The sequence below is a fragment of the Flavobacterium sp. B330r genome (assembly GCF_056824325.1).
The window spans coordinates 5,188,028-5,201,216 of record NZ_CP124860.1 but is presented as its reverse complement, the minus strand read 5'-3'; the positions used below and the strand labels follow the sequence as shown (position 1 = coordinate 5,201,216).

Here is a 13,189-nt window from a genome sequence, read left to right as displayed (position 1 = left end):
TAACAAAATGAAAAAAATACTCATCATATTAACCCTCTCACTTTTTGCGATTAGTTATTCGCAGAAAAAGAAAGATTTATATCTTTTTACGTCGTTTAGAGAACCCGCAACAGAAGGTTTATATTTGGCCTATAGCGAAGACGGTTACAATTGGAAAGGACTAGAAGGATCATTTTTAAAACCCGAAATCGGAGCCAGTAAAATCATGCGTGATCCGTCAATAACAAAAGGAGGCGATGGAACGTATCACATGGTTTGGACAACAGATTGGAAAGGTGGAAACGGTTTCGGTTACTCAAGCTCAAAAGACCTAATTCATTGGTCGAAACAACAATATATTCCAGTAATGAAAAACGAACCAGAAGTAGTAAATGTTTGGGCACCTGAGATTTTTTATGATGATGTCAGAAAAGAATACATAATTATCTGGGCATCAACAATTCCATTTAGATATCCAAAAGGAGTAGAAGAGGAGAAAAATAACCACAGAATGTATTACGTAACGACAAAAGATTTTAAAACTTTTTCGGATACAAAATTATATTACGATCCAGGTTTCAGCGTAATTGACTGTGTGATTGTCAAAAAAGGAAAAAAAGATTATGTTTTGGTTTTGAAAGACAATACAAGACCAATGCGAAACATAAAAGTAGCTTTCGGGAAATCGCCTTTAGGTCCGTTTGAAAAGAGTTCTGAACCGTTGACAGAATATTTATCAGAAGGTCCGACAGTAGTGAAAGTTGGTAAAAACTGGTTGTTATATTATGACAATTATGGTTCAAAAAATTATAAAGCGTTAAGCACAACAGATTTTGTTCATTTTGAAGATGTATCCTCCAAAATAAGTCTTCCCGAAGGACACAAACACGGAACGATTACAACAATCTCTGCGGACGTTTTAAAGGGATTAATTGAAAAGAAATAATTAGAAAAATTTCACGCAGATTTAAAATGATTTAAGCAGATCAAGCAGATTTTTTAATCTGTATAAAATCAGAAAGATTAAAATTAAATCTGCGCAAATCAGCTAAAATCTGCCTAATCTGCGTGAAACAAAAAAATATAAAATGATTGCTTTCCAAAACATAAGAACCAACATCATTACAACAGCCACAATCCTTTTGGCTTGCACGGCTGTAAATGCACAGAACGACACAGTTCGTTATGTTGGCAAAACACTTTCAAACATCGATTACCATCACGGAATGTTAAGTCCAGCGGTTGGAGTTCACGCTACGCAAATCATGCGTGCAAGCCGTGAACATCCAGAAAAAGCGGATGGTTTTGGATGGACATACAACCACCAGCCGATGATGGCGTATTGGAACAGCACCTTTTATCTGCATTATTTGAGCGATCCTTCGGGCGAACATATTCCGCCAAGCCAAACTTTATTAATGACTTCTAAAGACGGAGTAACGTGGACAAAACCAGAAGTGATTTTCCCGATTTACCGTATTCCTGACGGATGGAAAAAGGAAGGCGTTGAAGGCGTTGCCAAAAATCTGGATGCGATCATGCATCAAAGGATGGGCTTTTATACGTCAAAAGACAAACGACTTTTTGCTTTGGCATATTACGGAATCGCAATGGATGAAAAAGACGATCCAAACGACGGAAAAGGAATTGGACGTGTAATTCGTGAAATCAAGAAAGACGGAAGTTTTGGCGAAATTTATTTCATCAGATATAATAAAACTTGGGACAAATCGAAATCGAAATTTCCATTTTACACCGCATCAAAAGACAAGGGTTTGAAAAAAGCCTGCGAAGAAATTTTATCAGAACCTTTGGTTTTACAGCAATGGGTTGAAGAAGCCGATCGTGACGATGAATTGATTCCGTTACAGAAACCATACAAAGCATTTAGTTATTACCATTTGCCAAACGGAAATGTAGTGGGTTTATGGAAACATGCTTTAACTTCAATCAGTAGAGACGGAGGAAAATCTTGGGATTATATGCCATTACGTGCGCCAGGATTTGTAAACAGCAATGCTAAAATCTGGGGACAAAAAACTTCAGACAATCGTTATGCGACACTTTATAATCCGTCAGAATATCGCTGGCCATTGGCGATTTCGACAAGTGACGACGGATTGAATTATAAAGATCTATTATTGGTTCATGGCGAAGTAAGTCCAATGCGTTACGGTGGAAATTATAAATCAGCAGGTCCGCAATACGTTCGTGGAATCACAGAAAAGAATGGAACTCCGCCAGATGGAAAAATCTGGGTGGGTTACAGTATGAACAAAGAAGATATTTGGGTAGCATCGATTCCCGTTCCTGTTACTTCGGTGGTTACCGAAAATGTAAATGACGTTTTCAATACTCTTCCAGACGGACAAGAACTAAAACTATGGAATACCTATGATCTTTCTTGGGCATCAACAAAAATCGAAAAGAAAGCTGATGGTAAAAAATGGCTGACGTTAAGAGATCAGGATTATTTTGATTATTCACGTGCCGAAAGAGTAATACCATTTACAGCAAAATTGGAAGCCGTTTTCACCGTAAAACCAGAACAAAACAATCATGGTTTATTGCAGGTCGAGTTCCAAAATAAACAAGGCTTGCCATCGGTAAGATTGATTTTTGATTCGGATGGAGAATTAAAGGTAAAAAATGGTGCGCGTTTGAGTTCGGTTACAAAATACGAAGCAAACAAAGCGTATACAATCACAGTTAAATTAGATGCTAAAAACCGTCAGTACACTATAAAAGTAAACGATGGAAAAGAATCAACAAAGATATTTTATGCGCCAACAGACGGTTTCGAGCGAATTATGTTCCGCACAGGAGAACAGAGACATTCGCCAGATCCAGACACAGCGCCAGACACAGATGATTACGACGATCTGCCTCAAACTGGAAAATTAATCCCTGAAGCAGTATTTAATATCGAGTCTCTGATAACTAAAAAGTTGTAGAAAAAGAATAACCGTAATCTTCTCATCCTTCCTTCGTCAGGATGACAAAAAATAAGAATAAGTATTCTGCATCCAAACAAATAATAATGAAGAATTTCAAAAACATATTATTAGGACTTAGCTTTTTAATCACATTCATTTCAAATGGACAAATTTTGCCTGTACGTTTAACAACAGAAATGGCCGAAAACCCATTAGCAGTTGTCGAGAATCAGCCGAAATTGAGCTGGCAATTGATTTCAAAAGAATCCGATGCATCACAAGTCGCTTATTTAATTTTAGTAGCTTCCTCCGAAGAAAAACTAAATAATGATGATGGAGATATTTGGAATACGGGAAGAGTTAATACCGACAAAAACCTGCATATCGTTTATAATGGAAAACCATTAAAAAGCGAAACCAAATATTTCTGGAAAGTGAAAGTTTGGAATCAGTCAGGGAAAGTTTCAAAATGGAGTAGAACAGCTTCATTCAGAACCGCTCCATTAGAATCAGATTTAAATCCGACTTGGATTGGTGCTATTACAAAAGCCGACAGCCATTTGCCAGAAGGAAGAAACTATCACACAGCCACTTTCAACAGAGAAAAAAAGAATTCGTTTATCAATGCTTCCGATTCTTTAGCACGCAGAAGTATTATGTTGCGTAAGCCTTTCGAAATAGAAAAAGCAGTCAAAGAAGCTATAGTTTACATTTCAGGTTTAGGACATTACGAATTGACTATCAATGGTAAAAAAGTGGGTAACAGCCAATTTGCGCCTTTGTGGACAGATTATGATAAAACGGTTAATTACAATGTTTATGAGTTAAGCGCAAAAGAATTTCAAAAAGGCGATAACGTAATTGGTGTTTTGTTAGGAAACGGAATGTACAATACGCTTGCCGAAAGGTATACTAAATTCTTCGTAAGTTTTGGCCCGCCGACTTTATTCTTTAAAATGAAAATCAAGTATAATGACGGTTCAGAAGAAATTATAAAATCAGATAGAACTTGGAAATATAGCAAAAGTGCAATCACATATAATAGTATTTTTGGTGGAGAAGATTACAATGCCAATTTAGAGCAGAAAGACTGGAATAGAAAGGGGTTCAAAGATAGAGATTGGAAAAAAGTAGTCATTCAGGAAGCGCCAAAAGGAGTTCTTAGACCACAGACAGCTCCGCCAGTTACCATTCAGAAACAATACGAAGTCAAAACCGTAAAAGAACTGAAACCAAATTTCTATGTTTTTGATATGGGACAGAATCTTTCAGGATTTCCAACTATCAAAGTAAAAGGTAAAAGAGGACAAACGATTCGTGTTTGGGTGGCTGAAGGTTTAAATGAAGAAGGAACAATCGCGCAGGGAAGATCTGGAAAACCTTATTATTATGATTACACTTTAAAAGAAGACGGAACAGAAGAATGGACGCCAAAATTCAGTTTCTACGGTTATCAATATGTTCAAATTGAAAACATTAATTATAAAGAAGATAAGAACAAAGATCTTCCAACATTGGTTGATTTAAAATCGAATTTTATTTACAATTCGGCAGGAGAAGCGGGTAGTTTCTCATGTTCGAACGAGATTTTCAATAAAACGCATGAACTGATAAACAACTCCATAAAAAGTAATTTTCAAAGTGTTTTTACCGATTGCCCGCAACGTGAAAAGTTAGGATGGCTCGAAGAAATTCAGTTGAATGGGCCTGGATTAATGTTCAATTATAATTTGCAGACTTTCCTTCCAGCAACGATGCAGAATATTTCTGATTCACAAAGAGAAAACGGTTTAATTCCGACAATCGTTCCCGAATATGTAATTTTTGGAGGTGATTTTACCGATTCTCCAGAATGGGGCGTTACAGGCGTAATTCTGCCTTGGATGTATTATGAATATTACGGAGATACTTCATTATTAGAGAAATATTTTCCTGTAATGAAAAATTATGTGGATTATTTAGGAACGAAAGCAACAAACCATATCGTTTCCCACGGATTAGGAGATTGGTACGATTACGGAACACATCCAGCTGGATATTCTAAAAATAGTCCGATTGCACTTTCAGCGACTTCGCACTATTATTATGGAGCTTATTTAGTAGCAAAAGCATCAAAATTATTGGGTAAAACGGAAGATTTTGAGAAATACAATGCTTTGGCTTCAGAGATTAAAATAGCTTTCAACAAGGAGTTTTTTAATGAAGAAACCAAGCAATACGGAACAAAGAGTCAGTTTAGCAATGCCGTTCCTATATTTATGGATATCGTAGAACCACAGTATAAAGAAGCTGTAATGCAAAATCTATTAGCTGATATTAAAGAAAAGGGAGATCGTTTGACCACGGGAGATGTTGGAAATCGTTATTTATTCCAGACTTTGGCGAGAAACGGCGAAAACGAAACTATGTACAGAATGCACAATCATTATGATGCGCCGGGTTATGGTTTTCAGATTAAATTTGGTTTAACGACTTTAACCGAACAATGGGATCCAAGAAAAGGAAATTCGTGGAATCATTTTATGTTAGGGCAAATCGAAGAATGGTTTTATCAAAGTTTAGCTGGAATTATGTCAGATTCTGAAAAACCGGGTTTTAAACATTTCTTTATTCAGCCAGAAGTAGTTGGCGATATGACTTTTGCAAAAGCGGATTATCAATCGGTTTACGGAAAAATTGCTTCGTCTTGGGAAAAGAAAGACGGAAAATTTATTTTGACAGTTCAAATTCCAGTGAATACAACTGCGACAGTAAAATTGCCGGTTGCTAAAAATTCAGAAATAAAAATTGATAATAGAAGAGTTAGAGCAGGTTTTGATGAAAAAGTCCAAAAGCCAGTTTTGGAATTGGGATCTGGAATTTATACAATCGAATGCAAATTGTAAAATGTAAAAAGTAATTTGTAAAAATGTTTAAGCCTTTTTCCATAAAAAGAAAAATTAATTGCGTCCTGCTTTAGCTGGACGTTCAAAATAAGACAAGTCAATAGGCTTTACCCAAATAAATAATTTCGGTAAAGCCCATTTAAAAATGAATTTGTTTTCCTCCAGTTAAATCAGGAGGCAAATCAAAAAAATGTAATAATGAAAAATTTAAAATACATCTTAATAGTTTCCATTTTTGCTTTGACATTTGCGAATGCACAAAGCACTTCTGATACTAATTTTAGAAAGCCAGTATCGGAAACACTGAAAAAGATTGAAACTCTTTTTAAAGTAACAATCAATGATGATAGAGGTTTATTAAAAGGAAAAGAACTGGATTATGCCGACTGGAGAATTGAACCTGGAAATCTGCCTCTTTCGCTGACTAATATTCTAGCGCCGTTTGAATTGATGTATTTCAAACAACCCGATGGAACCTACATTATTCGTAAATATGAAAACCATAAAGTTTCAGTCGATAAAGGAAAAGAACGTTTGTTTTATTTAGAAAACCTTTATTCGACTAAAGAGGAATGGGAGAAACGCAAAACGGAGTTAAAAGCTTGTATGATTGAATCATTTGGTTTGGATAAGGCGCCCCCTACGCCAAAATCTAAACCACTTTTAACTCCAAAGAGAATTTATAAAGACTACAGTGTCGAAAATATTGCTTTGGAAATTCTGCCTGGAGTTTATGCAACAGGATCGATTTACAAACCGTATCCGCTAAATAAAAAAGCGGCTGTTATCTTAACACCAGATGGGCATTTTGGCGACGGAAGATACAGAAAAGACGAGCAGTACCGTTGTGCGATGATGGCCAAAATGGGAGCAATCGTTGTAGGGTATGATTTATTTGCTTGGGGAGAATCGTTACTACAATTCCCAGAAGAAACGCATAGAAACAGTATTGCATCTACAGTTCAGGTTTTAACTGGAATTCGTTTATTGGATTATTTGGCAACGGTAAAAAATGCTGATATGTCAAGAGTTGGTGTGACTGGAGGTTCTGGTGGGGGATCACACACGATGTTTTTAGCCGCAATTGATGACAGAGTAAAAGTTTCAGCTCCAGTTGTAATGGTTTCTTCTCATTTCTCAGGTGGTTGTCCATGCGAAAGTGGTCGTGGAATTCATCTTTGTGGAAACGGAACAAACAACGCCGAAATCTCAGCTATGATGGCTCCAAAACCACAATTGATTGTTTCTGACGGAAAAGACTGGACATTAGCTGTTCCGGAATTAGAATTTCCTTTTATCCAAAGAACATACGAATTGTACGGAAAGAAAGATTTAGTTGAAAATGCTCATTTTGCAAAAGAAGGTCATGATTTCGGAATTTCGAAACGTATGGCTTTGTATCCGTTTATGGCAAAATATTTAAATTTAGATTTGAATAAAGTGAAGAACGACAAAGGCGAAATCGACGAATCGACTTGTGTAATTGAACCAAAAGAAAAGTTGTTTGTCTTTGGAGATAAAGGAGAAAAACTGCCTGCAAATGCTTTGAAAGACATCAACAAATTATATGGAATGTTTGGAGAAAAAAATCTGAAAGTTTACGAGGTTAAGAAATAGCCACGAATTCACGAATTTTTTTTGCCACAGATTAAAATGATTAAAAGGATTTTTTTATCTCCTTAATCTGCTTAATCTGCGAGAGTAATTTTTTTTCACGCAGATTTAGCAGATCTGGCAGATTTTTAATCAATGGAAATCCTTTAATCTGTGGCAAAAAAAATAGAGAAATTGAAATAAAAATTAAAAAAGAAATTGGTGCAATTGGTGATTCGTGGCAAGAAAAAAATATACTATGAAGTTAAAAATTAAAATAACGGCAATCTGTTTTGGAATTTTTTCCTTTACAGCAACAGCTCAAAACGACCTAAAATTATGGTACGATAAACCAGCTGCAATCTGGAACGAAGCCTTGCCTTTGGGTAACGGACGTTTGGGCGCAATGGTTTTTGGTGATCCGGCAGTAGAACGTTTGCAGTTGAACGAAGAGACGATTTGGGCGGGTTCTCCAAACAGTAATGCACATTCTAAATCGATCGAGGCTTTGCCAAAAGTAAGACAGCTTATTTTTGATGAAAAATTTGACGAAGCGCAGGATTTGGCTACCAAAGATATTATGTCGCAAACCAACGACGGAATGCCGTATCAGACTTTTGGAAGCGTTTATATTTCATTCGCAGGACATCAAAAATATACGGATTATTATCGTGATTTAGACATCAGTAATGCGACAGCAAAAGTAAAATACAAAGTAAACGGCGTAGAATTTACAAGAGAAATTCTAACTGCATTTTCAGATCAGGTAATTGTAGTGAAACTCTCTGCAAGTCAGCCGGGACAGATTACTTGTAATGTTTTTATGAACAGTCCAATTGATAAGACAGTTGCATCCACAGAAGGAAACCAGATTGTACTTTCGGGAGTTGGAACTAACTTTGAAGGGGTAAAAGGAAAAGTAAAATTTCAAGGAAGACTTACTGCTAAAAATAAAGGCGGGGAAATCGATGCCAGCAACGGCGTTTTAAGCATCAACAAAGCCGATGAAGTGACTTTATACATTTCGATTGCAACCAATTTCAAAAACTATCAAGATATTTCAGGAGATGAAATTACAAAAAGTAAAGACTATTTGGCTAAAGCGGAAACCAAAGATTTTGAAACCATAAAGAAAGCACATGTTGACTATTACCAAAAATTCTTCAACAGAGTATCTTTAAATTTAGGTTCAAATGATTTGGTGAAGAGACCAACAAACGAAAGAATCAGAGATTTCTCAAAACAGTTCGATCCGCAATTGGCTTCGTTGTATTTCCAATTTGGACGTTATCTTTTAATCTCAAGTTCACAGCCAGGCGGACAGCCAGCAAATCTTCAAGGAATCTGGAACGATATGGTTACTCCGCCTTGGGATAGTAAATACACAACCAACATCAATGCCGAAATGAATTACTGGCCTGCACAAGTAACCAATCTGCAGGAAATGCATGAACCTTTTGTACAAATGGCAAAAGAGTTGGCGGTAACTGGTGCAGAAACAGCTAGAACCATGTACAACGCTAGTGGTTGGGTTTTACATCACAACACCGATATTTGGCGTGTTACAGCTCCGGTAGATTCAGCAGCTTCGGGAATGTGGCCAACTGGCGGTGCTTGGGTTTGTCAGGATTTATGGGAAAGATATTTATATACGGGAGATAAAAAATATTTAGCAGAAATTTATCCAATTATGAAAGGCGCTGCCGATTTCTTTTTGGATTTCATGGTTATTGATCCAAATACAAAGTATTTAGTTGTTGTGCCGTCAAGTTCTCCTGAAAACACACACGCAGGCGGAACAGGGAAAGCAACAATTGCATCAGGAACAACAATGGATAATCAGTTGGTTTTTGATTTGTTTACGCATGTTATCGAAGCTTCGACTTTGGTTTCGCCAGATGCTGCTTATGTCAAAAAAGTGAGCGATGCTTTAGCTAAAATGCCTCCAATGAAAGTGGGTAAACACAATCAGTTACAAGAATGGCAGGACGATTGGGACAATCCGAAAGACAATCACAGACACGTTTCGCATTTATACGGATTGTATCCGAGTAATCAGATCTCGGCAATTAAAACACCTGAATTATTTGAAGCTGCTAAACAATCGCTGATTTACAGAACCGACGAATCTACAGGCTGGTCAATGGGGTGGAAAGTGAATTTATGGGCGAGACTTTTAGACGGAAATCACGCTTATAAATTGATTCAAGATCAATTGCATTTGGTTACAGCTGACCAGAGAAAAGGCGGCGGAACGTATCCGAATATGTTGGATGCGCATCAGCCCTTCCAAATTGATGGGAATTTTGGATGCACAGCTGGTTTTGCCGAAATGTTAATGCAGAGTCAGGAAGATGCGATTCATTTATTGCCTGCTTTGCCAACTGTATGGAAAGACGGAAGTATTAAAGGACTAGTTGCCAGAGGTGGATTTGTAATTGATATGACGTGGAAAAACAATAAAGTTTCGGAGCTAAAAATCTATTCGAAAATTGGAGGAAACTGCCGATTGAAAGTTGAGAATACTTTAAAAGGTTCTTCTCTTAAAAAAACAAAAGGGAAAAATCCAAATACTTTGTTTTATGATGTAGAAGTGAAGAAACCTATTATTTCTAAAGAAGCAAAATTGCCTAAAGTACAGTTGCCAACTTACAATATTTACGATGTGAATATGAAAGCAGGACAGACGTATACTTTTACAGGGAATTAAGATAACGAATTAAACCCCACAGGTTTTGAAAACCTGTCGGGTTTACGTACAGTTTGTCATTCCGAGGAACGAGGAATCTCCGTTAGAAGCTCGACAAAGATTGGACTTTCGGCGCGGAGTTACTTGCGAAGATTTCTCCTTACGTCGAAATGACAAAAATGTGAAAAATTGGATAATCCAAAATACCTAAAAGGTTTTAGAAACTTTGCAGGAGTGAGAAAAAGTAAAGGTCTCTCGCGTGAGTGATGGAAGTGGAGCTCTCCCGATTTTTCATCGGGAAGAGGGAACGGACAGCACGACCCGGAGGGGCACGCCCAAAGAATTTTAAAAATAATAATTTGAATATGTTACATCATTTTAGATACAAAATAATAGTTTTCACAATCTTAATTTCAACTTTAAATATAAGTTGCAAATCGGGCGCAGGACATTCTCAAAAAGGAAAATCGGTTATTTTAAAAGAAAAAAACTTCAAACATTATGTGGATTATTTCAACACAATGGAAGATGAAAACTTGAAGTTTGCGATTCCGAATGATAGTGCCTGGGCTTGGATGGAAAAGAATATTCCGTTGTTTGAATGTCCGCAGCAGAATTTTGAGGAGATTTATTATTTCCGTTGGTGGAGTGCGAGAAAGCATATTAAAAAAACACCGCAGGGATTTGCAATTACCGAGTTTTTGGTAGATCGTTCGTATGCAGATAAATACAATATGATTAGTTGTGCTTTGGGGCATCACATTAACGAATTTAGATGGGTTCATGATCCGAAATACATTGAACAGGATGTGAAGCTTTGGTATCGAGGAAATGATGGGAAACCGATGAACAAATTGTATAAATTCAGCAGTTGGACAGCCGATGCTTTATATAATCGTTATTTGGTAAATAAAGATGAAAAATTCTTATTGAATTTGTACCCAGACATGGTTATGGATTATGCGGTTTGGGAAAAAGATCGTCAGCGTAAAGATGGTTTGTTTTGGCAGCATGATGTAAAAGATGGAATGGAAGAATCCTTAAGTGGTGGGCGTAAAGTACAAAATGCAAGACCAACGATTAACAGTTATATGTATGGCAACGCGTTAGCGATTTCTAAAATGGCTGAATTGAAAGGAGATAAGGAAGTGGAAGCAAAATTTAAAGCTAAAGCTGACATTTTGCAGCAATTAGTTGAAACGAAATTGTGGAATAAGAAAAGTGAGTTCTTTGAAACTTTAACAGAAAAAGATACTTTAGCACAAGTTAGAGAAGCGATCGGATTTATTCCGTGGTATTTTAATCTTCCTGAAAAAGGAAAAGGGTTTGAAAAGGCTTGGGAACAGATTAAAGATGAAAAAGGATTTTCGGCTCCATTTGGTTTGACAACGGCTGAAAGAAGAAGTCCAAGATTTAGAACGCATGGAACAGGAACCTGCGAATGGGATGGTGCGATTTGGCCATTTGCAAGTTCGCAGACGTTAACTGCTTTAGCGAATGTTTTGAATAATTACAATCAGAATTTTGTAGCCAAACCCGATTATTTCAAACAAATGGAATTGTATGTTCAATCGCAATATTACAGAGGGAAACCTTATCTTGGCGAATATTTAGACGAAACAACGGGTTATTGGTTAATGGGCGACAGAGAAAGAAGCCGTTATTATAATCATTCGACATTTAACGATTTAGTGATTACAGGATTGGTTGGTTTACGCCCAAGAACTGATGAAAAGATTGAAGTAAATCCGTTGATTCCGCAAGAAAAATGGGATTGGTTTTGTTTGGATAACGTTTTGTACCATGGCAATATTATTACGATTCTTTGGGATAAAACAGGAGAAAAATATAAAAAAGGAAAAGGTTTCAGAATCTTTAAAAACGGAAAAGAAATTGCAGTTTCTGAAAGATTGGAGCGTGTGATTTCAAACTAATTATAAACCCGACAGGTTTAATAGTCATGCAAGTTATTTTAGTTAAGAATAAAATTTGGAGAAAACAGTATTAAATTATTCAATCAAAGGTGGTGTATTTCATATTGTATGGAATATGGTATTTGTGGTTTTAGGTATTTACTTTTTATCACTCATAAATGTTGAAAAGATTACATTTAAATTTACCGATTTCGTATTACCGATTGTGGCTGTTTTATTTATTATCGTTTATGGAAAAAAAGCGGTAATGACACTCTTTAATTTTCATAAAAAAATAATATTCTCGCAAGAAGGATTAGAACTTAATGAGATTTTTTATGAATGGAAAGATATTGTATTTCCAAGAGTTATTGCCAAAACAGAACACACGGCAAAGTACAATTTGTCATATAAGGAGTTTTACCTCACTTTTATTTATAAGCAGAAAACAATCGAAATAAAAATAGATGATTACGATGTATCTGAATATGAAATTAAGGAACTTCTAAAAAAGTATACTCCAAAATTTACACCAAGCACTATGAGCGAAAATAAAACAGTTTACAAACCCATACATAATTTTGACCAGATCATAACTTTAGATGAGTATTATGAACTTGAACATGACGAATCAGAAGAAGCAATAAAAGATATTCAGAAATTAGCTGTAAAAGATCTCGATGGATTAAAGCGTTTCTGTGAAAATCAACTTTTTGCACAGTCTGATAAAGTCAGCTTTGTTTATTATTCGCTAAGTGAAGACGAAGAGATTGATAAATGGGCAGATTTTCTATCTGATGAATTCAATAGAGTTTATCAAATTGCATTAAACCAAAATAAAATTAAAGCACTTTCTCCTGTTTTGACCGAGATTTTTGTTGAAAATATAACTTCATATAATGCAGATCGGGTTAGAGAAACATTGTTAAAAGGTTTGGATCATAAGAATGTAGAAATTCGTTTGAGCGCTTTGGAATTTCTTCCAGATTGGATTGATGAACAGGTTTTGAAGAGTAATCCAACTATAGTATCGAAGCTGAGACAAAAACTGAAAGATCCTGAATGGAAAATACGATGGGAAACAAGTAAATTATTAGAACAAAATAAAATTGCTTTTGAGAGTTTAAGCACATTGGATAAATTAAGAAGATTTATTAATCCTTAATTTTTTAAAAGTAGTTGGATCTAGTTTGT

General features: G+C 36.0%; 7 protein-coding genes. All 7 read left to right on the top strand.

From position 1 onward, the window contains the following. Window positions 1-7: 7 nt before the first annotated feature. The 7 genes from QLQ95_RS22940 (at window position 8) to QLQ95_RS22910 (ending at window position 13,160) form a co-directional block, all read left to right on the top strand. Window positions 8-925, top strand: a complete 918-nt coding sequence (locus QLQ95_RS22940; RefSeq protein ID WP_482501876.1) for a glycoside hydrolase family 43 protein — start codon at window positions 8-10, stop codon at window positions 923-925. A 142-nt stretch (window positions 926-1,067) separates the two neighbouring features. Next, complete coding sequence (locus tag QLQ95_RS22935; RefSeq protein ID WP_482501874.1) at window positions 1,068-2,933, top strand: six-hairpin glycosidase; 1,866 nt, start codon at window positions 1,068-1,070, stop codon at window positions 2,931-2,933. A gap of 86 nt (window positions 2,934-3,019) precedes the next feature. Then, on the top strand, window positions 3,020-5,800 hold the full coding sequence (locus QLQ95_RS22930) for a glycoside hydrolase family 78 protein (RefSeq protein ID WP_482501872.1): 2,781 nt from the start codon (window positions 3,020-3,022) through the stop codon (window positions 5,798-5,800). A 198-nt stretch (window positions 5,801-5,998) separates the two neighbouring features. Further along, entirely contained in the window at window positions 5,999-7,417 is a 1,419-nt protein-coding gene (locus tag QLQ95_RS22925) for an acetylxylan esterase (RefSeq protein WP_320493822.1), read from the top strand. Window positions 7,418-7,652: 235 nt separating this feature from the next. Continuing rightward, window positions 7,653-10,103, top strand: coding sequence for a glycoside hydrolase family 95 protein (locus QLQ95_RS22920; protein WP_482501870.1), 2,451 nt, complete (start codon window positions 7,653-7,655; stop codon window positions 10,101-10,103). Between the two features lie 344 nt (window positions 10,104-10,447). Beyond that, window positions 10,448-12,016, top strand: a complete 1,569-nt coding sequence (locus tag QLQ95_RS22915; protein WP_482501868.1) for an MGH1-like glycoside hydrolase domain-containing protein — start codon at window positions 10,448-10,450, stop codon at window positions 12,014-12,016. A 55-nt stretch (window positions 12,017-12,071) separates the two neighbouring features. After that, window positions 12,072-13,160, top strand: a complete 1,089-nt coding sequence (locus QLQ95_RS22910) for a HEAT repeat domain-containing protein (RefSeq protein WP_482501866.1) — start codon at window positions 12,072-12,074, stop codon at window positions 13,158-13,160. The last annotated feature ends 29 nt before the right edge of the window (window positions 13,161-13,189 follow it).

Coding starts and splice junctions, on each gene's coding strand:
- QLQ95_RS22940 (WP_482501876.1), top strand. CDS start 8: ATGAAAAAAATACTCATCATATTAACCCTCTCACTTTTTGCGATTAGT.
- QLQ95_RS22935 (WP_482501874.1), top strand. CDS start 1,068: ATGATTGCTTTCCAAAACATAAGAACCAACATCATTACAACAGCCACA.
- QLQ95_RS22930 (WP_482501872.1), top strand. CDS start 3,020: ATGAAGAATTTCAAAAACATATTATTAGGACTTAGCTTTTTAATCACA.
- QLQ95_RS22925 (WP_320493822.1), top strand. CDS start 5,999: ATGAAAAATTTAAAATACATCTTAATAGTTTCCATTTTTGCTTTGACA.
- QLQ95_RS22920 (WP_482501870.1), top strand. CDS start 7,653: ATGAAGTTAAAAATTAAAATAACGGCAATCTGTTTTGGAATTTTTTCC.
- QLQ95_RS22915 (WP_482501868.1), top strand. CDS start 10,448: ATGTTACATCATTTTAGATACAAAATAATAGTTTTCACAATCTTAATT.